At 68.8% G+C, this 25,214-nt stretch carries 23 protein-coding genes and 6 tRNA genes; 15 read left to right on the plus strand and 14 right to left on the minus strand.

What is annotated here, in order from left to right:
- Positions 1–27: 27 nt before the first annotated feature.
- Positions 28–789 carry an SDR family oxidoreductase gene (locus ACIQOU_RS30215; RefSeq protein ID WP_401541635.1) on the plus strand — a complete coding sequence of 254 codons (762 nt, stop codon included), beginning with the start codon at positions 28–30 and terminating at the stop codon, positions 787–789.
- A 172-nt stretch (positions 790–961) separates the two neighbouring features.
- Here ACIQOU_RS30215 and ACIQOU_RS30220 read toward each other — a convergent pair whose 3' ends face one another.
- Together ACIQOU_RS30220 and ACIQOU_RS30225 are read right to left on the minus strand one after the other, a co-directional pair.
- Positions 962–1,618 (minus strand): fasciclin domain-containing protein, encoded by a 657-nt coding sequence (locus ACIQOU_RS30220; protein ID WP_401541637.1) that lies wholly within the window; start codon positions 1,616–1,618, stop codon positions 962–964.
- A 292-nt stretch (positions 1,619–1,910) separates the two neighbouring features.
- The gene (locus tag ACIQOU_RS30225) at positions 1,911–2,483 is read right to left on the minus strand and encodes a TetR/AcrR family transcriptional regulator (RefSeq protein ID WP_401541639.1); all 573 of its coding nucleotides are present in this window, start codon (positions 2,481–2,483) and stop codon (positions 1,911–1,913) included.
- Positions 2,484–2,564: 81 nt separating this feature from the next.
- Here ACIQOU_RS30225 and ACIQOU_RS30230 point away from each other — a divergent pair, with 81 nt between their 5' ends.
- Together ACIQOU_RS30230 and ACIQOU_RS30235 are read left to right on the plus strand one after the other, a co-directional pair.
- Positions 2,565–3,338: an oxidoreductase gene (locus ACIQOU_RS30230; RefSeq protein WP_401541642.1), complete on the plus strand. Its 774-nt coding sequence runs from the start codon at positions 2,565–2,567 to the stop codon at positions 3,336–3,338.
- A gap of 34 nt (positions 3,339–3,372) precedes the next feature.
- Entirely contained in the window at positions 3,373–3,735 is a 363-nt protein-coding gene (locus ACIQOU_RS30235) for a VOC family protein (RefSeq protein WP_401541644.1), read from the plus strand.
- Between the two features lie 270 nt (positions 3,736–4,005).
- Here ACIQOU_RS30235 and ACIQOU_RS30240 read toward each other — a convergent pair.
- From ACIQOU_RS30240 to ACIQOU_RS30280, 9 genes are all read right to left on the minus strand, one after another.
- Positions 4,006–4,079: transfer RNA gene (locus tag ACIQOU_RS30240), tRNA-Phe, on the minus strand.
- A 24-nt stretch (positions 4,080–4,103) separates the two neighbouring features.
- Positions 4,104–4,178: transfer RNA gene (locus ACIQOU_RS30245), tRNA-Asp, on the minus strand.
- Between the two features lie 545 nt (positions 4,179–4,723).
- Positions 4,724–4,864: a hypothetical protein gene (locus ACIQOU_RS30250; RefSeq protein ID WP_401541645.1), complete on the minus strand. Its 141-nt coding sequence runs from the start codon at positions 4,862–4,864 to the stop codon at positions 4,724–4,726.
- A 125-nt stretch (positions 4,865–4,989) separates the two neighbouring features.
- Positions 4,990–5,925: a BsuBI/PstI family type II restriction endonuclease gene (locus tag ACIQOU_RS30255; RefSeq protein WP_401541648.1), complete on the minus strand. Its 936-nt coding sequence runs from the start codon at positions 5,923–5,925 to the stop codon at positions 4,990–4,992.
- Positions 5,922–7,373: an Eco57I restriction-modification methylase domain-containing protein gene (locus ACIQOU_RS30260; protein WP_401541650.1), complete on the minus strand. Its 1,452-nt coding sequence runs from the start codon at positions 7,371–7,373 to the stop codon at positions 5,922–5,924. The genes ACIQOU_RS30255 and ACIQOU_RS30260 overlap by 4 nt, the downstream gene beginning before the upstream one ends.
- A 656-nt stretch (positions 7,374–8,029) precedes the next feature.
- A tRNA-Phe gene (locus tag ACIQOU_RS30265) sits at positions 8,030–8,106 on the minus strand.
- A gap of 24 nt (positions 8,107–8,130) precedes the next feature.
- A tRNA-Asp gene (locus ACIQOU_RS30270) sits at positions 8,131–8,205 on the minus strand.
- Between the two features lie 39 nt (positions 8,206–8,244).
- Positions 8,245–8,317, minus strand: a tRNA-Glu gene (locus ACIQOU_RS30275).
- Between the two features lie 79 nt (positions 8,318–8,396).
- Positions 8,397–9,884, minus strand: coding sequence for a metallophosphoesterase (locus tag ACIQOU_RS30280; RefSeq protein ID WP_401541653.1), 1,488 nt, complete (start codon positions 9,882–9,884; stop codon positions 8,397–8,399).
- A gap of 95 nt (positions 9,885–9,979) precedes the next feature.
- Here ACIQOU_RS30280 and ACIQOU_RS30285 point away from each other — a divergent pair, with 95 nt between their 5' ends.
- The 5 genes from ACIQOU_RS30285 (at position 9,980) to ACIQOU_RS30305 (ending at position 15,364) form a co-directional block, all read left to right on the plus strand.
- A complete protein-coding gene (locus ACIQOU_RS30285; protein ID WP_401541655.1) occupies positions 9,980–10,330 on the plus strand; it encodes a metallopeptidase family protein in 351 nt (116 codons plus the stop codon).
- 82 nt (positions 10,331–10,412) lie between these two features.
- Positions 10,413–10,946, plus strand: coding sequence for a hypothetical protein (locus ACIQOU_RS30290; RefSeq protein ID WP_401541658.1), 534 nt, complete (start codon positions 10,413–10,415; stop codon positions 10,944–10,946).
- A gap of 228 nt (positions 10,947–11,174) precedes the next feature.
- Entirely contained in the window at positions 11,175–13,397 is a 2,223-nt protein-coding gene (locus tag ACIQOU_RS30295; protein WP_401541661.1) for a DEAD/DEAH box helicase, read from the plus strand.
- A 134-nt stretch (positions 13,398–13,531) separates the two neighbouring features.
- A complete protein-coding gene (locus ACIQOU_RS30300) occupies positions 13,532–15,091 on the plus strand; it encodes an amino acid permease (RefSeq protein ID WP_401541663.1) in 1,560 nt (519 codons plus the stop codon).
- A gap of 200 nt (positions 15,092–15,291) precedes the next feature.
- Positions 15,292–15,364 (plus strand) — tRNA-Lys (locus ACIQOU_RS30305).
- A 203-nt stretch (positions 15,365–15,567) separates the two neighbouring features.
- On the opposite strand, the gene ACIQOU_RS30310 is transcribed toward ACIQOU_RS30305, so the two are convergent.
- Together ACIQOU_RS30310 and ACIQOU_RS30315 are read right to left on the minus strand one after the other, a co-directional pair.
- Positions 15,568–16,026 carry a hypothetical protein gene (locus tag ACIQOU_RS30310; protein ID WP_401541666.1) on the minus strand — a complete coding sequence of 153 codons (459 nt, stop codon included), beginning with the start codon at positions 16,024–16,026 and terminating at the stop codon, positions 15,568–15,570.
- Positions 16,027–16,174: 148 nt separating this feature from the next.
- Entirely contained in the window at positions 16,175–16,750 is a 576-nt protein-coding gene (locus tag ACIQOU_RS30315) for a hypothetical protein (protein WP_401541669.1), read from the minus strand.
- A gap of 258 nt (positions 16,751–17,008) precedes the next feature.
- Here ACIQOU_RS30315 and ACIQOU_RS30320 point away from each other — a divergent pair, with 258 nt between their 5' ends.
- Positions 17,009–18,466, plus strand: coding sequence for an XRE family transcriptional regulator (locus tag ACIQOU_RS30320; RefSeq protein ID WP_401541671.1), 1,458 nt, complete (start codon positions 17,009–17,011; stop codon positions 18,464–18,466).
- A 12-nt stretch (positions 18,467–18,478) separates the two neighbouring features.
- On the plus strand, positions 18,479–19,108 hold the full coding sequence (locus ACIQOU_RS30325) for a 2'-5' RNA ligase family protein (protein WP_401541674.1): 630 nt from the start codon (positions 18,479–18,481) through the stop codon (positions 19,106–19,108).
- A gap of 863 nt (positions 19,109–19,971) precedes the next feature.
- Here the strand turns inward: ACIQOU_RS30325 and ACIQOU_RS30330 are convergent.
- Positions 19,972–20,262 (minus strand): helix-turn-helix domain-containing protein, encoded by a 291-nt coding sequence (locus ACIQOU_RS30330; RefSeq protein WP_401541677.1) that lies wholly within the window; start codon positions 20,260–20,262, stop codon positions 19,972–19,974.
- A 298-nt stretch (positions 20,263–20,560) separates the two neighbouring features.
- On the opposite strand from ACIQOU_RS30330, the gene ACIQOU_RS30335 reads away from it, so the two are divergent.
- The 5 genes from ACIQOU_RS30335 to ACIQOU_RS30355 all read left to right on the plus strand — a co-directional run bounded on the left by ACIQOU_RS30335 (position 20,561) and on the right by ACIQOU_RS30355 (position 24,934).
- Positions 20,561–20,965 (plus strand): XRE family transcriptional regulator, encoded by a 405-nt coding sequence (locus ACIQOU_RS30335; RefSeq protein ID WP_401541680.1) that lies wholly within the window; start codon positions 20,561–20,563, stop codon positions 20,963–20,965.
- 143 nt (positions 20,966–21,108) lie between these two features.
- Positions 21,109–21,564, plus strand: a complete 456-nt coding sequence (locus ACIQOU_RS30340) for a hypothetical protein (RefSeq protein ID WP_401541683.1) — start codon at positions 21,109–21,111, stop codon at positions 21,562–21,564.
- A 785-nt stretch (positions 21,565–22,349) separates the two neighbouring features.
- A complete protein-coding gene (locus ACIQOU_RS30345; protein ID WP_401541685.1) occupies positions 22,350–22,556 on the plus strand; it encodes a LuxR C-terminal-related transcriptional regulator in 207 nt (68 codons plus the stop codon).
- Between the two features lie 84 nt (positions 22,557–22,640).
- Positions 22,641–23,762, plus strand: coding sequence for a class V lanthionine synthetase subunit LxmK (gene lxmK / locus ACIQOU_RS30350; protein WP_401541688.1), 1,122 nt, complete (start codon positions 22,641–22,643; stop codon positions 23,760–23,762).
- Positions 23,759–24,934 (plus strand): T3SS effector HopA1 family protein, encoded by a 1,176-nt coding sequence (locus ACIQOU_RS30355; RefSeq protein WP_401541690.1) that lies wholly within the window; start codon positions 23,759–23,761, stop codon positions 24,932–24,934. Before lxmK ends, ACIQOU_RS30355 begins: the two co-directional genes overlap by 4 nt.
- The last annotated feature ends 280 nt before the right edge of the window (positions 24,935–25,214 follow it).

A 25,214-nucleotide genomic window follows, 5' to 3' on the forward strand; every position in this document is an offset into this window, starting at 1 on the left:
GGCGTCCTGGACCGAAGGGAAGATCTCGTGGATCTCTCCAACCGCACCGTGCTCATCGTCGGCGGGACCTCGGGTATCGGGCGAGAGCTGGCCCGCCGGTTCGCCGCGGCGGGCAGCACCGTGGCCGTTGGCGGCCGCAGCCAGGAGGCACTCTCGGAACTCGCCGGAGAAGGCTTCGGCACCGTCAGGATCGACGTCACCGACGGCGCCTCCGTCGCATCCGCCCGTGACGCCGTGCTCGCCCGGTACCCCGAGCTGGACACCGTGGTGACGATGCCGGGCGTCATGCTCCTGGAGGACCTGCGCGACCCCGCGCACTTCGAGGCGGCACAGACGACGATCGACACCAACCTGGTGGGCACCATCCGGGTGATCGACGCCTTCACCCCGCACCTGGTCCGACGCGGCGATGGCACCTTCATCACCGTCACCTCCGGCATCGCCTTCCTGCCTTTCCCGCCCATGCCCACCTACGCCGCCTCGAAGGCCGCGGTGCACGCCTACTCCGAGGCACTGCGCGCGCAACTCGACGGCACCGGCGTCGGCGTCGTCGAACTCGTCCCGCCGGCCGTCGCCACAGCAGGCCAGGAAGAGGTGAACCCGCACGCGCTGCCGCTCGACGGCTTCGCCAGCGAGGTCATGCAACTCCTCTCGCAGGACCCCACCCCCCGCGAAATCCTGGTGAAGGGGGTCCTCATGCACCGCTGGGCCGAGCGCGACGGCACCTACGACGACCTCGTCGCACAGCGTTCCCGGGCCCTGGCCATGCTCCCCAGCCGCGAAGGCTGACCTCCTTCGAACGGCCCCGCTCTGCCGGGCGGCGGACGTTTCAGCGGCGGGCATTTCTGGGGGCACAGCGGTGAGGGGCGGGGCCATGGCCCCGCCCCTCACCGTCTCCCCGTCACAGGAGTCGTACGGCTGGGCGCCTTCATGTCGGGTGCCCGACCTTGTTCGTGGCCCGTCAGCTGGTGGGCATCAGGACGGTGTCGATGATGTAGACGTTGGCGTTGGCGGTCTTGACGTTGCCGCAGACGACCTTGGCGGAGTCGTTGACCGTGTACGACTCACCCGAGCCGGAAGTCGTCAGCTTGGACTTCTCCAGCGTGTCGAAGGAGCCCTTCTCCAGGTCCGCCGGGGAGAGCTGCTTGCCGACGACGTGGTAGGTGAGGATCTTGGTGAGCTGGGCCTTGTCGTTGAGGACCTTGTCGAGGGTGGCCTTCGGGATCTTCGCGAACGCGTCATTGGTCGGCGCGAACACGGTGATGCCCTGGGCGTTGTTGAGGGTGTCGACGAGCCCGGCCTTCTTCACCGCGGTCACCAGGGTGGACAGCGCCGGGTTGTTGGAGGCGGCCGTGGCGACCGGGTCCTTGGACATGCCGTCGAAAGAACCGGCACCGCTCTTCGGGACACCGGAACAGGCCGTACCGAAGGGCTGGTCGGAGGCCGTGGCGTCGGCGCCGCTCACGCTGTCGTCGGACGCGGTCGCGGATGCGGACGCCTTGGTGGAGGAGTCGGACTTCCCTGACTCGCTGCTGTTGTCGGAGCAGGCGCTGAGGGCCAGCGGCAGCACGACGGAGGCGGCGAGGACGACTGCGGTACGGCGGATACGGGTGCTCAAGGTGTTTCTCCTGTTGCTGATACGGCGTGCGCCGCCTGTAGACGGGGAAGAGGAAAAGCGTTCGAGGTCGGCCGACCGACCGGAGGAAATCGCCGAACGCCGGGGAAAATCCGGCTGGTTCGTGATGTCTTCTCGTCGTCGGTCACGTGGGGAATCCGGCTCCGAAAGCTCGGCGGATTGGTCCTCTGGCTGATCGGAGGAATCTTTTCTCAGACCAATCCGCACCCTGACCGGCTACGCATGTACGGGTCGAGCGGCTGCGGCGGCGCGCCGAACCCACCGCGCTGTTGATCTAGACGCGGTGGGCTGCGCCGTAGCGCAGTCCGTCGTACAGGATGGTGGCGATGGTCACCGCGTCGTCCTGCCAGCCGTTGGCGCGCATCCCGCAGATACCGCCGAGGGCCCGCAGGACGACCCGCCCGTTGACGCCGCTGCGGATGAGGCCGGCCGCGGTGCCCGCGCCGATCAGTTCGTCCAGTGTGCGGGCCATGTCGTTGCGGGTGTCGTCGAAGATCGGAGAGTCGGTCGCCATGATGCTTTCCAGTACTTCCCCCAGCCCCCTGCCGACTGCTGCGTGTTCCACGAGCAGCAGCAGGAAGGCGCGCAGGGCTTCGTCCGGGGGGTGCTGGGCAAGCAGCCGGGCGGGGGCTTCGCAGAGCTGGGCGACCTCCTGGCGGTAGACCTCCGCGACGAGTGCTTCGCGGGTTTCGAAGTGGCGGTAGAGGGTGCCGACCGCGACCCCGGCTCGGCGGGCGATCTCCTCCACGTGGGCATCGTCGCCGGCAAGGAACGTCTCCCGCGCCGCGGCCAGGAGGGCTTCGCGGTTGCGGCGGGCATCGGCGCGCAGCGGACGTGGCGGCGGCAACAGTCCTCCATAAGGTGAGTCGGGTTCCGTTTATGTGTACAGTTTCCGGAGTCAGGTTCACTTTAGCGAGGGAGTCAGCCCGTGACGATCGAGGACGATGGGTTCACCGGTCTGCGCGTGCTGGTGACCGGCGGCAGCCGAGGGCTGGGGGCGGCGACGGCCCGCCGTTTCGCCGCAGCCGGGGCCACCGTGCTGACGGCCTCGCGCACCGCGCCCCCGCAGGACATGCCCGCCGCCTTCATCCGCGCCGACCTGCGGTCCGAGGAGGGCGTGCAGGAACTGGGGCGGCGCGTGCTGGACACCCTGGGGGGCGTTGATGTCCTGGTGAACAACGCGGGAGCCGCAACCGGACCGATGCCGACGCTGGAGCGCTCCGATGCGTCCTGGCTCGCCGATCTGGAGATGAACCTGCTCGCCGCGGTTCGTCTCGACCGGGCTCTGGTTCCGGGGATGGTGGAGCGGGGGTCCGGAGTCGTGGTGCACGTCTCCTCCATCGCCAGCCACCTGCCCCAGCCTGCCGAGGCGTCGTACGCGGCGTCGAAGGCGGCGCTCAATGTCTACAGCCGCGAGCTGGCGACGGCGGTCGGCCGGCATGGCGTGCGCGTGGTCTGTGTTCTGCCGGGCTTCACCCTCACCGAGGGAGCAAAGAGTCATCTCCAGAAGATGGCTGACAGCCAGGGCATGGGCTTTGACGACCTCGCACAGCAGATCGTGGACCGCTCGAAGGTGCCGATGGGGCGTCCCGGCGAGCCCGAGGACGTCGCCGAGATGATCGCGTTCCTCGCCTCCGGCCGCGCCAAGTGGCTCACCGGCGCCCAGTTCCGGGTCGACGGCGGCATCCTCCCCACGGTCTGAACTGCATCACACGCGAATGAAACGGAGCGTCACCATGAACGTCAGCCTGATGTCACTGGTCGTGGCCGCTGCGGATCTGGAGAGCGAGAGTTCGTTCTGGCACCAGTTGCTCGGCGGCTCCGTCATGAGGGCGGAAACGCACCACTTTCTCCAGGCCGAAGGCTTCCCCGTGATCGTGGTCCAGCACGTGCCGGACCATGTCCCGCCGCAGTGGCCCGACGGGGCTCCCCTGCACCTGCACTTCGACCTCGCCATGGACGACGTGGCGGCTGCGGACGAGCTGATCCTTCACGGAGGTGGCCGACGGTTGCGACCGACCGACGACGTCTCCACCCAGCAGGGGGCCCGGGTCTACGCCAGCGCTGCCGGACACCCTTTCTGCGTTCGCTCGGCCTGACCCAGAAACCGAGGACGAAACCCGGCCATTGCTCGTTCGAGGGATGCACCACCGGTCTGCTGCACTGGCCGTCAGTCGTCCTCGCCGACGGCCTCCGGGGCACGGAAGGTGCGCCTGGCGGATCTGGCCCCGGCCACTGTGGCAGGTCGGGCGGGCGAGGCGGTGGCGGGACTCCTGCGCGGGGAGCTGCCGGTTCATCGGTTGCCGGTAGATGTCGTCGACCGGGTCGACAACAAGGCCCCGATCCGGAGATCGGGGCCTTGGCTACGGTGGCTGGGGCCGGGATCGAACCGGCGACCCTCCGCTTTTCAGGCGGATGCTCGTACCATCTGAGCTACCCAGCCACGGTGTTTCACGTGAAACACCAGCGGTCCTGACGGGATTTGAACCCGCGGCCTCCACCTTGACAGGGTGGCGAGCACTCCAAACTGCTCCACAGGACCAAGCGTGCGCGTACCAGAGTCTCGCACACACGACTTACGTACCCCCAACGGGATTCGAACCCGAAATCGTTACCTTCCTGACCTGCGGAGATGCGCGAGAGGCCGGTGGCTACGCCTGTTTGCGTCCCGCTGAGGCTGGCTTGATCCCCCTCGATCCTGCCCCCGTGCTGACGTGTCAGCACGGGACGGCGTGACGTTGTGACTGCAAATCTCAGGTTGCTGCGGCGGTCTCCGGGCCTCTGCTTCTCGCCCCTGTCGACCATGATTCTCTTGCCAGATCCATGCGCTACGACCGGGCAGCAGGCGACGCTGCCCGCGATGAGCGGCTCGGCCAGGCTATTGAGTTGACCCGACAGTCGAGCATTGTTTGAGCCCGAAGGCTCTCGGGATGATCGCGGTCGTCGCCGCTACGGTCTGCTTGTCCGGGCTCTTCACTCGCGCGAACGCCTCCCGCTCTTGGGAACGCAGCCGATGAGGGCGATCTCGCACTGCTCGGCCGCGCCGTGGATGACGTCCCACGTCCTGCTTCCCCTCGTGGTGCGTGGTCACCCCAGGAGCAGGGTCGACGTGATGCGATCCTCGAACGCGCCGATCAACGAGAGCGAGAGTCCGCTCTCGGGGGCGTACCGGAGCATGCCCGGGACCTGTTCGTCAGGGTCGTCCGGCAGCCACCCGGTCCAGCCCATTCGCCGGGCTCGTCAAGGTTCAAGGGGCCGTTGACCACGGTGCTTGGCGTTGCGTCTTGGGCCAGCTACGTCTTGCCGCTCCCAGATGTTCCCCGTAACGGAACTATGATCTGTCGCCGCCATTTCTAAGCGTAGGGACCGAGGAACCGCTCGCCGTTGAGGTGGATCATGTGCGTCGGGTCAGACGCGCACCATGCCTCCGTCTCCCAGGCGAGTTCGGCGAGGAATTTGCGCATTTTCGGGCGGTCCGGGAAGCAGGACACATAGACCAGGCCGGCGGTCGACCCAGCGAACAGCGCCTGGAGCTCACCGTGGCGCTTGCCGTCGACCGGTCCGTGTGTCAAAGCCGCCTCCATCAGGAAGAGCCAGTCCTTCTCCTCCTGGTAGACGACCAGGTCGGGCAGCTTGCCGTGAGTGTCGACAGTGACCCCGAGCGATGCGAGCTTCTGCTCGTCGAAGTGCATGAGCTTCTTCTCGGCGTCACCGATGTAGAGCACCTCGCCACCGGGCACGAAGAATCCGCAGAAGTCGTCGATCATCTGCTTGATCAGGACGTTCTGACCACCGCCTCCGAGCGAGAGTTCCTTTCCGCCCGGGAGCGTTACGGGGATGCGGGTCAGGGTCCGTGCTGCCTGATACATCGACAGCAGGCCCGGAGCCGCTGCGAGGTACTCCTGGAGCGCGTCGGCGAACGCAGGCGTGCCGTGGAGCCTGATGACCTCGAGCGCCTTGGGATTGAGGCGGTAGTTGTTGGCACTTGAGTTCGTCGGCCGGCCGGGGTCGTCATCGTTGTAAATGACAAATCCGGCGTCGCGGAACTGGTGCAGCGTCTGTCGCCGGTAGGTCTCGCGCGTGTTCTCGGCGATCTCGTGCCCGAGCTGGTCACGAATCCAGTCGAGGATCGCGCGGACACCGAGCATCTCGTTCGTTGCATCGGCCCATGAGGAGTGTTCCTTCATCTGGGCAAGGGCAAGCAGCGTGCGTCCGCTGCGGTCGTTGGAGCGTCCCTTGTCAAAGCCGAAGGCCTTGAGGATCTCCTTGGCCTCGTCGAGCCGTGTCATGCCTTTACCTCCGTCGGCGCGAGAATGGCTTCCACCGCAGCGTCGATCTCCAACTGGTCGCGCGAGGTCACCGCCGACAGCTGCCGCAGCTGGTCGAGCGAGGGGAAGCGCATCTGCCGCAGATCGGCCGCATTCACCTGCGTGTGGCCGGAGAAGACGCGGAAGTAGCTGTCGAGTTGTGTCGAGTTCAGGAAGACCGACAGACCGTCGGCGACTTCGGCCTCCAGACCGTGGCCGTCTTGGTGGACGTAGTTGAGCTTGTTGTCGAAGGCGACCTCGCCCTCTGATCGCCAGACGGCGCTAACGACGCGCCGGCGCTCTTCTTTGGCAGAGAAGCGCTTGATCAGCACATAGTCGCCGCCAGGCACTAGCAGCTTGGCCGTATCGGCTGGCTCGGCGTGGAACCATTCCGGCTTCTTCGCACCGACGGGGTGCTGCGTGACCCCACCACGGATGTGCGTGGGATTGACCATGGGTACTGCACCGTCGATGTGTTCGTGGTGCAGCATCTCGCGGGAGCGGAAGTCGACGACCCGGCCGGTCGAGACCGTGAGCCCGAGATCGGCCAACGTATGGCGGGCGTGGGTGCTCATCCACGCGACGGCCTGCGCGTCGCTCTCGGTCGCAGGAACGTGAATGAAGTCGGGGGTCACGATGTCCCCGTAGGCGACCGTGCGAGAGGATGGCGTGCTGTTGTGATCTTGCGAAGTATGGATGACGACCTTATCCGGGGTGCGGCCACGCGTCGCCGAGACCACGATGGATTCCTGGAGCACGCCGGTATCCCCGAAGACCTTTGAACGGCTCTCGAAGGTATGGATCGCGTCGATGCCTGCCGCGTCCACGAAGCCCCGGCGGAACGCCGAGTAGTAGGGGCCGTTCATCCAGGAGCGCGGGGTGATGGCGACTTGCTGACCCCAGTCAACGAGCAGCCGCAAGCCAAGGTCAAGGAATGCCGCGTAGATGTTCGGCACGATGATCTTCGCGCTGCGCAGAAGATTCTGGGGCTCGCTCCCGGTGCGGAGCTTCGCGTAGGGGGGGTTCTGGATGACCAGGTCGAAGCGCCGGTCGGTGGTTAGCGCCCAGGCCAGGAAGTCTGCGTCGACGAGCTCCGTGGTGACGCCGTCGACCCTCTCGAGATCGCCCAGAGTCTCCGCCAGCGCAGCGTGGAGGACGGCGTCGTTCTCGACCGCGACGATGTGGACGGGCAGGCCGGGGCGCTCAACACGGAGCCGGTCGACGAGAGCTGCTGACAAGATCCCGCTGCCGGCCCCGGGGTCGAGCACTCTGATGCTCTCGATCTCGACGACACGCGGTAGTCCAGCGATGATCTGAGCCGCGAGGTGCGGCGTGAAGTACTGGCCGCGCTGCGCCTGTTCCTCAACATCGAGTCCGACCAAGGCAGTCCTGCGGCGCTCTTCAGCCCGCTTGAGGAGCTCCACACTCATACGACGAGATCCTGTCTCTCGGATGTGTCAATCATGCCGGAGGGCTCCGACACCTCAGCACACGGAGGCATCACATCTTGCCCCTCCCGAGTTTCCTCCGCGCTTGATTCACGCTGTCCCCGTGAAACCCCAGGCAGACATTTTCGCGGGGGTGTCGTGCTCCGTCACGGATCTCAGTGGTCACCCCAGCGGCTCTCTTGTGCCTTCCTGAGGCTTCCCGTGGCGCTGCTGCACGGAAGCTTCTGTGTGGACTATGGCGGATCTCCGAAATGTAACCGGAGCCTGGGGGCGAAGGTCCCCGCGATCTACCTGTCCAGGTACGCGAGGATCGCGCGGAGGCTCTGTGCGCGCTGACCCCCTGGCCGAAGACCTTGCCCGGCAAGCTACGGCCATCCTCGTCTTCGGCACCCGCGCCCCGGCCCACCGTCACCTTGCTCTGGTCTGACAGCGCGGCATGTGTCGCACTTGAAGTAGCACGGGTTCTGCGCGGGAGAGGGAGGGTTCGGCAGCCCGGAAGCGGCGGCAGTCCGGTGCCGACATGTCAGCACCGTGTCAGCACACGAAGCCTCTTGGGGTGATTGCCGCCAGGGGTGGTCTTTGCTCGGGCACGCAACGAGAACGTCCCGGACGGAATGCCGTCCGGGACGTTCTCACTCTGGTGGCTGGGGCCGGGATCGAACCGGCGACCCTCCGCTTTTCAGGCGGATGCTCGTACCATCTGAGCTACCCAGCCACGGTGTTTCACGTGAAACACCAGCGGTCCTGACGGGATTTGAACCCGCGGCCTCCACCTTGACAGGGTGGCGAGCACTCCAAACTGCTCCACAGGACCAAGCGTGCGCGTACCAGAGTTTCGCACACACGACTTACGTACCCCCAACGGGATTCGAACCCGTGCTACCGCCTTGAAAGGGCGGCGTCCTAGGCCGCTAGACGATGAGGGCTCTCGGCCCGCCTGAGCGCCTCGCGGCGCCCGGGGACGTGAGAAGCATAGGTGATGCCGAGAGGGATCGCCAAAACGGTTTACCGGGACGGGGACGGGGAGGCCGGGGTGGCGTCCGGCTGGTTCTCCTTCGGGAGGTGGCGGGCGACCTCGGCCGTGGTCAGGCCCAGGCCGCCGAGCTTGATGTGGTCCCAGGCCTGGAGGCGCTTGCTGTCCCGGTCGAAGTAGAGGATCGACGCCTCGATCGGGTCGGGATGCTCGCCCTCGACCGCGCGCAGCCCGCTGCCGCCGGTGGAGCCCTCCACCCGCAGCCGGGTGCCGTAGCGCATGACCTCGTTCTTCTCGTGGTGGACATGGCCCGCCAGGACCAGCGGCACCTCGCCGTCGACCTCGCGGGCCGCCGACGGCTCGTGCGCGATCGCCACGTCCACCGGGGTGCCGGCCGCCCGCTGGTCGCGCAGCGCCGACGCCAGCCGGGCGCCGGTCAGCTCCTCGGAGGCGTCGGCGCCCGCCGCGCCCGAGCGGTCCGGGGTGAACTGGGGGTCGCCGATGCCCGCGAAGCGCAGCCCGCCGACGGTGACGGCCCGGCCGTCGTCCAGGACATGGACGTTCCGCATGCCCTCCAGATGACGCTGGGTGGCGCGGGAGTCGTGGTTGCCCCTGACCCACACGTAGGGGGCGCCGAGGTCGGGGATCGGGTCGAGGAAGCCGTTCTCGGCGGCCGTTCCGTGGTCCATGGTGTCGCCGGAGTCGACGATGACGTCCACGTTGTACTGCTTCACCAGCGAGGCGATGATCTTCCAGCTCGCCGGGTTGAGATGGATGTCGGAGACGTGCAGGACGCGCAGGCCCGCCGGGTCGGGCTGGTAGGCGGGGAGGGTGGAGGTGACGTCGTAGAGCTTGGTCACGTTCGTCACCAGACGGGCCAACTCCTTCTGGTAGACGTCGAAATCGGTGACGATGCTGCGCGCGTTGCCGACCACGGAGGGCGCCGAGGAGAGCAGGCCCGAGTACGTCGGTTCGAGGACGGACTCGGGGTTCCAGGTCGCGTAGGCCGAGGCGCCGGAGAGCGTGAGCAGGGTGAGGGCGAGGCCGCCGGCGGCGAGGGCCGGGCGCGGGCGCCGGTAGACGGCGAGGCCGAGCGCGGTGGCCCCGCAGACGACGGCGGTGCCGGAGCGCACGGCGAGGTCGAAGGTGCCGCGGGAGATGTCGCGGGTGACCTCGCCCTGGAGGCCCGAGAGGCGTTCGGGGTGGTCGACGAGGGCCTGGGAGCGGGCCGGGTCGAGCTGGTCGACGTTGACGTCGAGGCGGAGCGGGGCGTGGTGGCTGGCGAGGCTCAGGGCGCCCAGCGGCGAGATGTTGATCTTCGTGCCGCCGGTGAGGGAGGGGCGCAGGGCCATCGTGGTGTTCATGGGGCCGACGGGGGTGCGGACGTTGCCGACGGCCAGCAGGCCGAGCCAGGCGCCGAGGACGACGACGCCGGTGAGGCCGAGGGCGCGCAGCCAGGGGCGCGGGTGGGGGGCGAGTTCGAGACGGGGCGTGCGGGGGCGGGCGGGGTCGCGGGCCATTGGGGGCGTCTGCCCCGGGGGCGTGGCCGGTATGCGGCGGGGCGGGCGGGGGTTGTGGCGGGTCGCCGGGGTGGTTCGTGGCCGACAATGGAGGGGTGCTGGAGATGACGCGCGAGGAGTTCGAGGAACTGGTCGCCGAGTCGTTGGACCGGATTCCGCCGGAGTTGACGCGGCTGATGGACAACGTCGCGGTGTTCGTCGAGGACGAGCCGCCCGCCGACGATCCCGAGTTGCTCGGGCTCTACGAGGGGACCCCGCTGACGGACCGGGGCGAGTGGTACGCGGGGGTGCTGCCGGACCGGATCACGGTCTTCCGGGGGCCCACCCTGCGCATGTGTGCGACGCGGGAGGAGGTCGTCGCGGAGACCGAGGTGACGGTGGTGCACGAGATCGCGCACCACTTCGGGATCGACGACGCGCGGCTGCACGCCCTGGGATACGGCTGAGCCGCCGGGGCGCGTGTCCTCTTGCGGGCGGCGGGAGTTGGGCAGGTCGTCGCCCCACGTCACCGCCTCGGAGGTTGCTCCCGTGCGCCCCTTGAACGCTTCTGTCCGCCTCGCCGCCACGGTCGTGGCCGTCGCCGCCGCCGCAGGGTGCATGAGCGTGGGTGACGACGGCAAGGACGGCGGCGCGCAGCCGTCGCACTCCGCCGGGACCCGGGGCGGTGAGGTCCCGGACGGCGGAACGGCGGGGACGGTGGGCGGCACCGGGTCCGCGGCGTCGGTGGACGGCACGCGCGGACACGGGGCGCGGGACGGGTCGGCCCAGGACGCGGGTGCGGACGAGGGCGCGTCGGCGTCGCCCTCGGCCGTGCCGTCGGACGGGGCGAGCGGGTCGGCGCCGCCGCCCGGGCGCCCGGGTCAGCCGCCGCGTCCCACGCCGACGCGCAGCGCCGAGCCGACGCCGACCAGAACCGCCGAGCAGCCGCCGACGCCCACCCCGCAGCCGACCTCTCCCGACCCCTCGCCGACGGTCGCCGAGCCGTCGTCGTCGGCCCATGAGGAGACGGGTCCGCAGATGATGCAGCGGGAGCCGGCGCCGGAGGCGGGAGCGCCGGTGTAGTCCCGGAGCACGCCGCTGGCCTGCGGGGATGGGCTCGGTTTGCCTTGGGGGGTGGAGGGTGCGTATGGTGGTAGATCGTTTGATCCCATTTGCCCGGCGCCAACAGAGAGCGCCGTGTGGCGCGTACTCTCCTTTGCCGTGGCGGCGGACCGCATTGAGGCGGTCGTATTGCGAATCACGGAGTTGACGGGCGCGTGCCGACGAGACTCCGGAAGGTTTCGCATACGCATGTCCATTTCCAGTTCTGATCACATCGTCGCGCCCGAAGACATCGAGGGCGTCGACATCGAGGCCGCCGAGCTCGCCGAAGAGGCGCAGGCCGTCGAGACCCTCGAAGAGGCCGGCGAGCCGCAGGTCTCCTTCTCCGACCTCGGTCTGCCCGAGGGCGTCGTGCGCAAGCTCGCGCAGAACGGTGTGACCGTCCCCTTCCCGATCCAGGCCGCGACCATCCCGGACGCCCTGGCCGGCAAGGACATCCTGGGCCGTGGCCGCACCGGCTCCGGCAAGACCCTCTCCTTCGGTCTGCCCGCGCTCGCCACGCTGGCCGGCGGCCGGACCGAGAAGCACAAGCCCCGCGCGATCATCCTCACGCCCACCCGTGAGCTGGCCATGCAGGTCGCGGACGCCCTCCAGCCCTACGGCGACGTCCTCGGCCTGAAGATGAAGGTCGTCTGCGGCGGCACCTCGATGGGCAACCAGATCTACGCCCTGGAGCGCGGCGTCGACGTCCTCGTCGCCACCCCGGGCCGGCTGCGCGACATCATCAACCGCGGCGCCTGCTCCCTCTCCGACGTGCGCATCGCCGTTCTCGACGAGGCCGACCAGATGTCCGACCTGGGCTTCATGCCCGAGGTGACGGAGCTGCTCGACCAGATCCCGGCCGGCGGTCAGCGGATGCTCTTCTCCGCCACCATGGAGAACGAGATCAAGACCCTCGTCAACCGGTACCTCAAGGACCCGGTCTCGCACGAGGTCGACGCCGCCCAGGGCGCCGTGACGACCATGTCGCACCACATCCTGGTCGTGAAGCCCAAGGACAAGGCGCCGGTCACCGCGGCCATCGCCTCCCGCAAGGGCCGCACCATCATCTTCGTCCGCACCCAGCTGGGCGCCGACCGCATCGCGGAGCAGCTGCGCGACGCCGGTGCGAAGGCCGACGCGCTGCACGGCGGCATGACGCAGGGCGCCAGGACCCGGACGCTGGCCGACTTCAAGGACGGGTACGTCAACGTCCTGGTCGCCACCGACGTCGCCGCGCGCGGTATCCACGTCGACGGCATCGACCTGGTCCTGAACGTGGACCCGGCCGGTGACCACAAGGACTACCTGCACCGGGCCGGCCGTACCGCCCGCGCGGGCCGCACCGGCACCGTCGTTTCGCTGTCGCTGCCGCATCAGCGTCGGCAGATCTTCCGGCTGATGGAGGACGCGGGCGTCGACGCCTCGCGCCACATCATCCAGGGCGCGGGCGCGTTCGACCCCGAGGTCGCCGAGATCACCGGCGCCCGGTCGATGACCGAGGTCCAGGCCGAGTCCGCGGGCAACGCGGCGCAGCAGGCCGAGCGGGACGTCGCCGACCTCTCCAAGCAGCTGGACCGGGCGCAGCGGCGCGCGACCGAGCTGCGCGAGGAGGCCGACCGGCTGGTGGCGCGCGCGGCCCGTGAGCGGGGCGACGACCCCGAGGCGGCGCTCGCCGAGGCGCAGGCCGTGGTGGAGGCGGCGGCCGAGGCCGTCGAGGCGGCCGCGGCCGAGCCGAGCCGGCCCGCCGACCGCGGCGAGTTCGGCGGTTCGTCCTACGAGCGCCGGGACCGTCGTGACGACCGTGGCGGCGACCGGGGCGGTTTCAACCGTGACCGCAACGACCGTCAGGGCGGCGGCCGTTCGTTCGAGCGCCGTGACGACCGTGGCGGCGACCGGGGTGGCTTCAACCGCGACCGCAACGACCGTGGCGGTGACCGTGGCGGCCGTTCCTTCGAGCGTCGTGACGACCGTGGCGGCGAGCGCGGTGGCTTCAACCGTGACCGCAACGACCGTCAGGGCGGCGGCCGTTCGTTCGAGCGCCGTGACGACCGGCAGGGCGGCGGGCGTCCGTTCGAGCGTCGCGACGACCGGCAGGGCGGCGGCCGTTCCTTCGAGCGCCGTGACGACCGTGGCGGCGAGCGCGGTGGCTTCAACCGTGACCGTGACGACCGTGGCGGCTTCCGCCGCGAGGAGCGCCGCGACGGTGACCGTCCCGGCTTCCGCCGCGACGACCGTGGTGGCCACCGGGGCAGCGACCGTCCGTTCAACCGCGACCGCCAGGGCGGCAACGACCGTCCCGGCTTCCGCACCGGCGGCCACGACCGTCCCACCGGCCGCCGTGACGACCACCGCAGCGGTGGCAGCACCGGCACCGGCACCGGCTCGTTCGGCCGCCGTGACGACAAGCCGCGCTGGAAGCGCAACGGCTGACCCGCCGAGCCCGGCCGACGCCGGGTGACGTGACCTTCCGAGGGCCTGTACGACGTTCGCTCGTACGGGCCCTCGGTGCGTTCCGGCCACCCCGGGGCGCATGTCGCGGCGCCGCCGAGGGAATCGCTGGGGACATGACAGTTGACGACGCCAAGGCGAACGGTTCCCCGGACGGTTTCGCGAACGGTTCCCCGGGCGGTTCCCCGGACGGGCCGTCGGACGAAGAGCGGCTGGCCCAGCTCGGCTACACGCAGGTGCTCGCCCGCCGGATGTCGGCGTTCTCGAACTACGCGGTCTCCTTCACGATCATCTCGGTGCTGTCCGGCTGCATGACGCTGTATCTCTTCGGGATGAACACCGGCGGCCCCGCCGTGATCACCTGGGGCTGGGTCGCGGTCGGCCTGATGACGCTGTTCGTCGGCCTGTCGATGGCCGAGATCTGCTCGGCGTACCCGACCTCGGCGGGCCTGTACTTCTGGGCGCACCGGCTCGCTCCGCCCCGTTCGGCCGCCGCCTGGGCGTGGTTCACGGGGTGGTTCAACGTCCTCGGCCAGGTCGCCGCCACCGCCGGCATCGACTTCGGGGCCGCGTCGTTCCTGGGCGCCTACCTGAACCTCCAGTTCGGCTTCGAGGTGACGCCGGGCCGGACGGTGCTGCTCTTCGCGGCGATCCTGCTGCTGCACGGGCTGCTGAACACCTTCGGCGTCCGGCTCGCCGCCGTCCTCAACAGCGTCAGTGTGTGGTGGCACGTGCTGGGGGTGGTCGTCATCGTCGGCGCCCTCACCTTCGTGCCGGACCACCACCAGTCGGCGGGATTCGTTTTCGGCCATTTCGTGAACAACACGGGCTGGGGCAGCGGCGGGTACGTGGTGCTGCTGGGCCTGCTGATGGCGCAGTACACGTTCACCGGGTACGACGCCTCGGCCCATATGACGGAGGAGACGCACGACGCGTCGACGGCGGGCCCGCAGGGCATCGTGCGGTCCATCTGGACGTCGTGGATCGCCGGGTTCGTGCTGCTGCTGGGCTTCACGTTCGCGATCCAGGACTACAACGGCGAACTCGCCTCGTCGACGGGTGCGCCGCCGGCCCAGATCCTCCTGGACGCCCTCGGCGCGACGGCGGGCAAGCTGCTGCTCCTGGTGGTGATCGGGGCGCAGCTGTTCTGCGGGATGGCGTCGGTGACGGCCAACTCCCGCATGATCTACGCGTTCTCGCGGGACGGGGCGCTGCCGTTCTCCCGCGTCTGGCACACGGTCAGCCCCCGCACCCGGACGCCGGTCGCGGCGGTCTGGCTGGCGGCGGCCGGCGCGCTGGTCCTCGGCCTGCCGTACCTCATCAACGAGACCGCCTACGCGGCCGTGACGTCCATCGCCGTGATCGGCCTCTACATCGCCTACGTCATCCCGACGCTGCTGCGGGTGCGCAAGGGCGCCGCCTTCGCACGCGGCCCCTGGCACCTGGGCCGCTGGTCCCACCTGATCGGCGTGATCTCGATCGCCTGGGTCACCGTCATCACCGTCCTCTTCATGCTCCCCCAGGTCTCCCCGGTGACCTGGGAGACCTTCAACTACGCCCCGATCGCGGTGTTGGTGGTGCTGGGCTTCGCGGCGGCATGGTGGGCGGCCTCGGCCCGACGGTGGTTCATGGGGGTGGGGGAGCGGGAGGGGGCTCTGGAGGGGGAGCGAGGGTGAGGGAGGGGGTGCGGGGGTGAAGGAAGGGGCGCCGGGGGTGAGGTTCGGGGGAGGTGAGGGGGTGGGGTGAGTGGGGCTGGGTTCGGGGGTGGGCTGGGGGCCTGTTCGGGGGGTGGGTTGTCCGGTCGGCGGGGCCGAGGGGGGATACCCGATCGGAGACTCGGCCGGCTGCGGCTATGCTCGGGGAGGCAACATCGCCTGGGCCCTTAGCTCAATTGGCAGAGCAGTGGACTTTTAATCCATTGGTTGTGGGTTCGAGTCCCACAGGGCCTACTGAAACACCCCCAGCTCAGAGGTAGTTCGAGTTGGGGGTGTGTCCGTTGCGGGGGCGCTGCATGATCACTGGCTCGGCCTCGGCCTCGGCGGGCAGTAGCGCGCGTGGACTGTGCCGTCCGGCGCGGCTCCAGTGGCGGTGTGCGGCACGATCGTGAGGGTCTTCTCGTCGTCCCCGATCGGCTGGTTGCAGCGGTCGCAGATCATATGGATCTCCGGGGTTGGCAGGGGCCCACGTGCTCGTAGGCCAGATGCGTGCGGAACGTCATCGCGGACGTCCACTGGACCGGGCGGATGTAGGCCATGCCGGGCCGGTGCGACGCGCAGCAGCGGCGGCAGCTGACGTCTCTGCCCATGGCCAGCGCCGCCTGGAGGTGTGTGGCGGCCAGGCATCGGCCGAGGTCGCACTCGCAGAGGGGCCGGGTGCAGTCCTCGGTGTGGGATGCCCACAGGATGTAGGTGTACAGAAACGTCAAGCGTGCAGCCCGGCACGGCTCGCACGCGCGAAAGTCGCCGAAACCTAGGTCCACGAGCGGGCCGACGGTCGGACACCAGACGCACGTCTCGCGGTCGGTCTCGTCCTCGTACATGACCTGGGGCGGTACCTCGTACATCAAGAAGACGTTGGTGGTGCTCGTGTCGAACGGGGAGTACTCGGTCATCACCCGCGCCGTCCTCGGTGGCAGATGCAACCGCACCACAGCGTCATCACCGGCGCCTCCCATGGAGGCGCGCCGGCGCGACGGATCACCTGCGGACCCGAGCACAGGCCGTGTTCCTGCTGGCTGCACTCGGGCGTCGTCTCCCTGGTCACGACTTGCCGCCCGCGATGCGACGGACGCCCGCAGCGATCATCCGGGCCAGCATCAGCGGCGAGCACAGCTCGCCGGGGCGGCCCATGGGCACGGACCAGTAGCCGGCGCCCGTCCGGTCGTCGTAGGTGGTCGCGGTCGTGGGCGGCACGCCGAGGCAGGTGCCGTGGCCGAGTACCTCGATGTCGCTCGCCGCCCACTCCTCGGCGGCGACGGACCAGGTCGTCGGCATGCTCGGGGGGACGAGCACGTACCACCGGCCGTAGCGGGTGTCACAGATGACCGGAGCCTCGTCGAGGGCCTCTCGGAGAACTTCGTCGACGGCCTCCAGGTCCCCGATGGGGCCGGCGGTGTGGGCGATGGCGTTCACCAGGGTTTGAGGTAACCGCACCGCGCTGAAAAGTTCGCCGAGGGGGAGGACGATCGCCCCCAGCCTCCGCCACTCCCTGTGCGCCCGTCCGACGGTGTCGTCCCGCAGCGCGCCGAGGAGCCAGGTCTCCGCAGCGAACCGGGCCTCAGAAGCTGGGCGGACGAGCGCGCCCGCACCAGCGGGTAGCAGGTCAGGTTTGGCCATGTCGACTCCTTCGCAGTCGGCGATGCCCCGGGGCGCCTCACCGGGGTTTCCGACCTCCTACGGTTTCAACTGCGGCTCGCCCCGTCACGGGCAGGCATGACCAAAATTGGTGGACACCTGCTAAGTCCCTGACCAGGAGGGACATCGACTCTTGGACGTGGAATTGGCCGTGTGGTAGCCCTAACTCTTGGTTAGCGGGGGTGACTTGGGGCACCACGTGGCTACCGTGAGTGCATTGCCACGCACCGGGAGCCCGTCATGACCGACCGCTCGAAGCCCGGCTCGAAGGCCGACCGGGACGCCTTCCGCCACCAGCTGGCCACCGTCGGATACACCACCGCCGATATCGCCATCGAGATGCGCGCCCGATACCGGATGCGCCCACGAGAGGCATGGCGGCACGCCCACGGGTGGAGCCTCCAGACCGCAGCGGACCGCATCACCGAGGCCAGCGTCGGCGCTGCACCCGTCGCTGCTGACGCGAGCCTCACGGCAAAGTGGGAGAAGTGGCCGAGCCCATCGGCCCGTCGCCCGAGCGTGCCGGTGCTCCTCGCGATGGCGTCCGCGTACGGCTGCGAGCCCGGCGACCTCCTCGACATCGAGGACCGGCGAGTTCTGCCCGACACCGACCTCCGGGCCCTTACCCGCCCAGCGCCCGCCGAGCCCGAGATCCAGCCGGTACACATCCCCCAGGTAGCCCCGCCCGCTCCCGACCTTGTCCGACTGGCCGCTGATGAATCTGCGACCTGGGCCCAATGGGCTGAAGCATCCAACGTCGGCGACATCGCACTCGAACAGCTGCTCGCCGAGATCCGTGCACTGGCCGACGACTACCTTCTGAGCGACCCGATGCCTTTGTTCATCCGCACCCGGCGTCTCCGCGACCGCGTCTTCGGACTCCTCGAAGGGCACCAGTACCCGCGCCAGTCCACCGAGCTGTACGCCGCCGCCGGCTACCTCTGCGCCCTCCTCGCCTGGATGTCCTCGGACCTCGGCCAGCTACGCGACGCCGGCACTCAAGGTCGAACCGCTTGGCTGTGCGCCGAACTCGCCGACCACAACGACCTCCGTGCCTGGGTCTTATCCACCCGGTCGAAAGTGGCCTTCTGGGACGGCCGGGTACGAGATGCCGTCTCATACGCCCGACACGGCGCCACCTATCGCTCATCAGGCACGGTCGGTGTCCTCCTCGCCTGCCAGGAGGCAGACGCCTGGTCGATGATCGGCGCGCACGACGAGGCGCTGGGAGCACTGGGCCGCGCTGAGGACGCGCGCGCCGCACTCGCCGGGGCGGACGAGGTAGGCGGCATCTTCTCCTGCCAGCCGTCTCGCCAGGACAACTACGCAGCCGCCGTACACCTCCGGGGCGGACGATCCACAGATGCCCTGCGCGCCACCGACAACGCCCTCGCCCTGCTCGCCGCCCAGCCGGTGCGAGCGTACGGAACCGAGGCGCAGATCCACATCATCCAGGCGTCCGCTCACCTCGCCACCGGCGAGATCGACGGCGCCCGGGAGGCCCTGGTGCCCGTCCTCGCGATGCCTCCGGACCACCGGCTGGCTCCGGTCGCCCGACGTCTCTTCGAACTGTCCGCGGCCATAGGTCATGCAGCAGGCGGCTCAGGGGTCGTTGGGCTGCGCGCGGCCATCAGTGAGTGGTGCGCGGACTCTGCTCCCCGGCATCTGGCACTCTCGCCAGGTGCCGTGCATGGTTGATTTGATCTCAGGATGAGCACTCATCTTGAGAGCATGCGAAACCACTGGTGGTGGCGGCCTGGCTGGCGGGAGGGCCGCCGCTTCTACACCTGGCACCTCACCTTCGACGGCCAGGACGATGTCCACCGTCTGGCCGCCGACTACCGGGCCGCACTCGCCCCGCTCGGCCCCGACGACTTCACCCTGATCCCCGACCAGTGGCTCCACCTCACCATGCAGGGCGTCGGCTTCGTGGACGAGACCGACACGGAGACGGTGGACGCCATCGTGGCCGCCGCCCACCAACGCCTCGCTCACGTACCGGCGTTCCTCCTCCAGCTCGGCCCCGGCACGGTCGTCGACCCGGAGGCGATCCTGCTGCCCGCGCAGCCGGCCGAACCGGTGCACGCCGTCCGGAACGCGATCCGCGCAGCGATCGGCGACGTCCTCTCCGACGTGCCGGAAAAGGAAACCGGCTTCCGACCGCACGTCTCGGTCGCGTACAGCGCCGGGGACGGGCCGATGGCGCCGGTCGCCCGGACCGTCGCGGCATCGCCGGTCACCCCCGCCCTGGCACCTATCAGCAGCGCCGAACTGATCGTCCTCGGTCGGGACAGGCAGATGTACGAGTGGGAGTCGTATGCCACGGTACGGCTCGGATAACGGTCTGATGTGACGAAAGCGGCCCTGCTCCTGTCGAAGCAGGAGCAGGGCCATCATGGCGTTGGTCGACGCTGTACGGGATCAGTTCGCGCGCCGGATGATTCGCATGGCCGTGCGCAGCAGGCGGTCCAGCCGCCCGACCTTTCCTTCTGCTCCCCCACCTCGATGCGCCGTCGGCCGGGGCCAGTTAGGGCCGTATCTTTGCGGCGGGTGGTAGCCAGAGTCTGGCCATGCGGACTGGCTGGAGGCCACAAACCGTCCAGGTTGGCAGGATCGGCGATGTCGTCTAAGGCAACCAGCCACCGGCACGGCTGCGGTTCTGACTTCGGCTCTATCCACGCCAGGAATGCTGTAGTAGCTAGTTCGGGATCTTGCCGACTCCGCCCAGACCGGTCAGCACTCCACCAGTCAGTATGGACTCAGTTGGGCCAACCACCGCACGACCAGTGGGCCCTGCTGCCCCAGGGAGTCCATGCACCTTGGCCACCGTCTTCTCCAGCACCGCAGCGAAGACCGGGCCCGACGGGGTTTGCCCGCCGGGCCGCTGGCTTGAGGGTGCTTCCTGCGGACGTGTGCGTGCTCGAAGCGCGCCCAAGTCGGCGTAGGGCCTTGGTCGTTGTTGCCTTGCCGACATCACTGGGGACGGCGGCGGCTAGAGCAGGCCGGTGAGTCTTGCTGCGGTCAGTATTGCGACCAGGGCCGCGCCGCAGGCGACTCCGGCTGCCATGAGGAAGACGAGGCGGAGTGTTCCGTCTCCGCTCTGTAGTGCTTCCCGGACGATTCGGGTCCAACTTTTGCGCATCGGTAGTGTCCTCCCTTTTGTTTCTTTCCTTCCGAGAACGGCGGCGATCTCCGGGCCGTGCTCATCCGTCGCCGTCCAGGCGCTGGGCGGGGTGTGGGGGTGGGGCGCTGCTGGGGACGGGGACGAAGAGGACGAGCAGGTCGACACCGATGCGTTGGGCGATGGCGTGGGCCGTGCCGAGCGGGACGTTGCGCCGTTGGCCGGTGAGCAGGTGGCCGATGGTGCTGTGGGAGACGCCGGCCGCTGTCGCCAGCTCACGGATGGCGACGGGCGCGCCGGTTCCGGTGCGTTGCATCAGGGTGCGCAGCAGGTCCGGGCCGACGAGACGGTATACAGGCTTGCGAGCTTCCAATGTTCATCCTGGCAGACGGATTGTATGTTTCCTTGGACGTGACGGCATTGGATACGGGCGAGGTTCCGCATGTCAAGAGACATAAAAGGAAGGATGCGAACGTTGCCGCCTCGGCGCTTGAGCCGCTACCGTCGTCTGCTGTAGACGATCCGTCTGCTGATCGGGGCGTGGCACTCGAACTGACCTGCGGCGACGAGACCGATGGGCTCGCGACGGTGTAGACGATGCGTCCGGGGCCGCGAGGGCGGCGCCCCGTACGGGTCGACCCCGAAAAAGTCGAGGTGACAGGATGGCCGCCATGATCGAAGCCGAACGGGGAGTCGAGGCGCAGCTGTCCGATCTGGTGCGCGGTCGGCGCGCGGAGCTGCGGTTGAGCCTGCGCGGCTTCGCGGCCCTGTGCGTGGACCCCGTCACGGGCGACGACGGGCTGGTCAAGCACAGCTGGGTCGACCGGCTGGAGAAGCGCGCGGCCGTCACGCCCCCCCAACTCCCCGAGCTGCGTGCGCTGGCCGCCGGGCTCAAGCTGGCGCTGCCCGTCGTCCAGGAGGCCGCCGCCGCGCAGTTCATGGGCATCACGCCCCACTACGCCAACTCCGGCGAGGCGCGCGCTCTGGTCACCTACGCCGAGGGCATGTCGGAGGCGGAACGACGTCAACTTCTGGCCATCGTCGAGGCGTACGACAGAAGCCGCACTGCCCGATAAAACGCCTCGTCAGTAGGGCTTGCCCTCCGCAACTCCTTGGTGTTCCGTTGCTTGTGCAATGAGACTGCCGGTGCACGTGTGACTCAAATCGTTCGCACGTGCATGCGAAAACGACGGGGATGATGCACCGAGGGGGCATAAACGTGGCAATCAAGTCCGTAGAGGTCGACTTCGAGACCGTTGCTCGACTGCCCGGCGGTCGGGTCGTCCTGACGCTGGAGGCGCCGAGGAACTTCACCTGGCAGATCGTCGACGGCCACATGGAGTGGCAGGCCCAGACGGAGATGCGCGACCAGATGCGGGACCAGATCGCGTCGCGGAGCTGGGTGCAGCACTGGAGCGACGCTCCGGGGCGCGACCCGCGCAATCCCTCCGGGGCGGAGGGGCGAACGGTCACGGTCGAGGTCCTGATCGTCGATGAACTGCCCGACGGGAAGACGGTGGACAAGCGGGAGGTGCCGGGATACTTCGCCTGGCTCATCCTCAAGGGCAGCATCACCGAGCGGGCCCGGGCCGAGATGGAGGCTCAGATGCAGTACCTCATCGACGCCGGCCTGTGGGAGCAGATATGGCACGGCTTCGACGACCTGGCCCCCTGACCCGCTACCCCCCCTGACCCGCTGATCACCACCACAGGCGACAGTCGGCGTCGGTCGGTGTGCCTGTCGTTCCTTTGCGTTTGGATGGCGGGTGGTGTTGTTCTGGATTGTGGATTTCGGGGTGGTGGGTGGTCACATTCGGAATCTGGGATTCCGGGAAAAGTATTCAGGTGTGATGCCGGTCACATCGGTAAAGAATTGACCAAGTGGGGGCGGCGGTTCCTATACTGATCGCTGTTCGGTACCGCGGTGAGACCGAAGCTTCGTTGCCCGCCGTTCGGGTGTGGCCGCCGTGGTTCCGTCCGCGCAGTTTCACGCGGTCTCGGTCATGGGGGAAGTCTATGTTTCTGGACAGGTGGATCAAGGTGCCTCGCGCGAGGATTTCGCTGGCGAGTGCGGTTCGGCATTCTGCTGTGCTTGACCGCTGAGGGTCGATTGAGGGTCATGTGTCCGCGTACGGTGCGATGAAGCCGACGGCGGACAGTTTTCCGCTCATTTCCAGCAGCTCGGCTTGGAGATGGCGGCTCTGATACGGCCGGCCCCTTTGCTTGGGGTGCGGGTCCCGTGACGCGTGCAACGGCGCGTTTCTTCACGTCTGTGGCGCGGCTCGGTTCCTTGAGTCCGGGGCTGTGTACGCCCCCTGCGTGAGCAGACTCCGCCGCTCTGGCCTGCCCTTTTGTTGGCCGGGTGGCCGCCGCCCTGCTCGTCGAACCTTTGAGCGCATCAGAATCCGGCGCCTCACCGCCGGACGACCATGAGGTTGACAGGTGAATTGTAGTAATTCCTTGAGAGAGCCCCACCTCAAACTGGGAAACGACCACTTGAGAATCCTCCAACTCGTCTCCCAGGGCTGCACCATGGCGCAGGTCGCCCGGCGTCTGGAGGTGAGTGACCGCACGCTCAGGCGCAAACTCAGGTCGATATGCGACCGCATGGACGTCGAAACGCCGATCGAGGCGGTGGTGTGGGCCGTGCGCCGAAGAATCATCTGAAAAGGGGCATGCCCCTGGCGCTGCGGGTGGCCGATGGCGGTCATTTCGTTGTTCGGCCTCCGAGCGCCACGATAGAAACCTTCTGTGGCAGGCGAAAAGAACACACACCCGCAGGGCAGATCTTCCGCTTCGGCTGTCGACAAGCCCGTTGACGCAACGGTCGAACAGCTTCTGGCGCGACTCCGACTGGGGTCATTGAGCGCCTCCGACGTCTATTCCTATCCCGGCCGGAACGACAACTGGTCCGGTATCACGGACACCGGCGATTCCGTATTCGTGAAACAGCTGAAAGGGAGTTCCGGCGAATCCCTCAAGCGTTATCGGCGGGTCGTTTCGTTCGAGCGGCTCGCGGCGCGGAGTGGGCGGCCCTTTCCGCGGCCCGAGTTCCTCGGCGGTGACGAGGAGCGGCGGTTGCTGGTGTTCCGGATGCTGGACGACGTCAGGTCCGGCAGCGAGCTGGCCGTGGCCGAGGAGTTCACCGAGTCGATGTCCGAGCGGGCCGGGCGGACGTTGGCCGCGCTGCATCAACTCCCTTTCCGGGACCAGGACTTCACCGAGGCCGACCCGCACCCGTATCCGCCGGTCGCCGACCTGCGGTCGTTGCCGCTGGAGCTGTACATCAACGCCACCGGCGCCTTCGTTCAGGCCTGGGGGCTGTTGCAGCGGGATGCCGCGTTGCTCGACGAGCTGGAGCGGCTGCGGGCGGGCGAGGCCGGGGTCGCCCGCGTGCCCATCCACGGTGACCTGCGGCTGGACCAGTTCCTGCTGACCGACACCGCGTTCTACGTCAACGACTGGGAAGAGTTCCGGCTCGGCGACCCGGCGCGCGATGTCGGGGCGTACGTCGGTGAGTGGCTGCACCGGGCGGTGCTGCGGATTCCCGCCCAGGAGACGGACGACGCGTTCTCGGCGGTGCTCACGCACGAGGAGGTCGTGGCGCGCGGCGCCGAGGAACTGGCCCGGGTGCTGCCGCTGGTCTCGGCGTTCCACCGGGGATACCGCGCGGGCGGTGGCCCCGACGGCGACGGGCTCGTGGTGCGGGCCACGTCCTACGCCGGCTGGCATCTGATCGACCGGCTGATCGCCTCGACCCGAGAGAGCGGCCGGTTGTCGGCCATCGTCCGGGCGGCGGCGGGCATCGGCAGGACCGCACTGCTCGACCCGCGGAGCTTCGTCTCCACGGTCGGGCTCGGGGAGGGCTCATGAGCACACACGTCGAAGAGACCGACGAGATCGACGAGACCGACGAGGTCGAAGAGACCAGCGAGGTCGACGAGACCGACGAGACCGACGGGAGTGAAGGGAACGACAGGGGCGGTGGGGTCCGCGAAACCGGTGGGGTCGGCGGGGCTGTAGAGGGGGGCGGGGGTGTTCCCGTGGTGCCGGTGCTCTCCGCAGGGCTGCGGGGCGCGCTCGCCGACGTGCGGATCTCGGTCGACGGGCGGACGGCCTGGGTGCGGGACGACGAGGTGAACGCCGAGTCTCCTTCGGCGATGCGGTTCCTGCTCGCCCGCACGCTGTACGAGGTGCTGCACACCGGGCGCGGGATCAAGGACCGCACGCCCCCCAGGACGTTGCGCGCGCCGGACTTCGAGGCACGGTTGGCGAAGGCGACTCCGCATCCGGAGACGGTTGCCGCGGGCGTGCTCACCGGGCAACGGTCGTTGGCCGGGCGCCGGGTCGTCGAGATCGACGGGGTGCGGGTCGGCGTTCCGGACGCGGTGGCGTTGCGGGAGGACGGGCGTACGGCGGGCGGTTCTGGGCGGCCGGTGGTGCGGATGGAGCTGCCGTCGGCTCGGCCGCTGCTGTCGCCGGGGTTCTTTCTCGTGGACAGCGGCTCGGGGCGCACCGGGGGCGGTGAGCTGCTGCGGCTCTATCTGCGGGTGGCCGATGCCGACGCGGCGCCCGCGCTGTGGCATGCGGTGCTGAGTGCGCTGGAGCGGCGGTCCGTGGTCTACCGCGCGAAGATCATCTCGAATCCGGCGAGTCTGCCGCGCAATGACGGGATGGTCGTCTACCTCGGGGCGGGGTTCTGGGACGCGGTCGGGGTGGTGGCCGAGGCGGCGGTGGGCACGGGGGTGCCGGACGGGCCTGCGCCTGCGTTCGCTCGCGTGATCGCGCCTGGGGTGACGGTTGCCTGGGAGCCGAGGGATGAGCGGGTGGGGATGCGGGGGTTGAGTTTTGGGGAGCATCGGGCGCATGTCGTTGCGCGGGCGTTTGTTGCTGCGGCGGGGTGGGGGCGGGAGTGTCCCACTGACGTGGAGTTGGCGGAGGCGTGTGTTGCCGCGAACGTCGATCCTGCTGATCCGGCTCGGAATCTTGATTCCGGGGGGTGGGAGTGGGGCTTGACGGGGCCCTCGCTGGATAGGGCGGGGTAGGTCAAGGGGGGTGGGTGGGTGCGGCGCCGTCGTGGCCGTTGGACGCAGGCTCGGGTCTGCTGGTCGCGCCCGCGCGGTGGAGCCGCACATCGATACGTCCCGCGCCCCTTAAGGGCGTTGCTGGGCTGCGTGTTGAAAGAGTCCCGCGCCCCTTAAGGGGTGTTGCTTGGCCTCGTTAGTTGTGTTCTGTAGGGGTTTGTGATGGTGGGGGAGGGGTTGTTTTGGGGGGAGTGAGGGTTTTTGGGGAGTTGGTGGTGGGGTGGAAGGGGGTGGTGGCTGG

The organism is Streptomyces sp. NPDC091279 (assembly GCF_044757465.1).
GTDB lineage: Bacteria > Actinomycetota > Actinomycetes > Streptomycetales > Streptomycetaceae > Streptomyces.

What these genes read in the sequence shown, in the direction of transcription:
- ACIQOU_RS30235 (WP_401541644.1), top strand. Translation starts at nt 3,373, where the DNA reads ATGAACGTCAGCCTGATGTCACTGGTCGTGGCCGCTGCGGATCTGGAG.
- ACIQOU_RS30250 (WP_401541645.1), bottom strand. Translation starts at nt 4,864, where the DNA reads ATGGGCTGGACCGGGTGGCTGCCGGACGACCCTGACGAACAGGTCCCG.
- ACIQOU_RS30255 (WP_401541648.1), bottom strand. Translation starts at nt 5,925, where the DNA reads ATGACACGGCTCGACGAGGCCAAGGAGATCCTCAAGGCCTTCGGCTTT.
- ACIQOU_RS30260 (WP_401541650.1), bottom strand. Translation starts at nt 7,373, where the DNA reads ATGAGTGTGGAGCTCCTCAAGCGGGCTGAAGAGCGCCGCAGGACTGCC.
- ACIQOU_RS30280 (WP_401541653.1), bottom strand. Translation starts at nt 9,884, where the DNA reads ATGGCCCGCGACCCCGCCCGCCCCCGCACGCCCCGTCTCGAACTCGCC.
- ACIQOU_RS30295 (WP_401541661.1), top strand. Translation starts at nt 11,175, where the DNA reads ATGTCCATTTCCAGTTCTGATCACATCGTCGCGCCCGAAGACATCGAG.
- ACIQOU_RS30300 (WP_401541663.1), top strand. Translation starts at nt 13,532, where the DNA reads ATGACAGTTGACGACGCCAAGGCGAACGGTTCCCCGGACGGTTTCGCG.
- ACIQOU_RS30310 (WP_401541666.1), bottom strand. Translation starts at nt 16,026, where the DNA reads ATGACCGAGTACTCCCCGTTCGACACGAGCACCACCAACGTCTTCTTG.
- ACIQOU_RS30315 (WP_401541669.1), bottom strand. Translation starts at nt 16,750, where the DNA reads ATGGCCAAACCTGACCTGCTACCCGCTGGTGCGGGCGCGCTCGTCCGC.
- ACIQOU_RS30320 (WP_401541671.1), top strand. Translation starts at nt 17,009, where the DNA reads ATGACCGACCGCTCGAAGCCCGGCTCGAAGGCCGACCGGGACGCCTTC.
- ACIQOU_RS30325 (WP_401541674.1), top strand. Translation starts at nt 18,479, where the DNA reads ATGAGCACTCATCTTGAGAGCATGCGAAACCACTGGTGGTGGCGGCCT.
- ACIQOU_RS30335 (WP_401541680.1), top strand. Translation starts at nt 20,561, where the DNA reads ATGATCGAAGCCGAACGGGGAGTCGAGGCGCAGCTGTCCGATCTGGTG.
- ACIQOU_RS30355 (WP_401541690.1), top strand. Translation starts at nt 23,759, where the DNA reads ATGAGCACACACGTCGAAGAGACCGACGAGATCGACGAGACCGACGAG.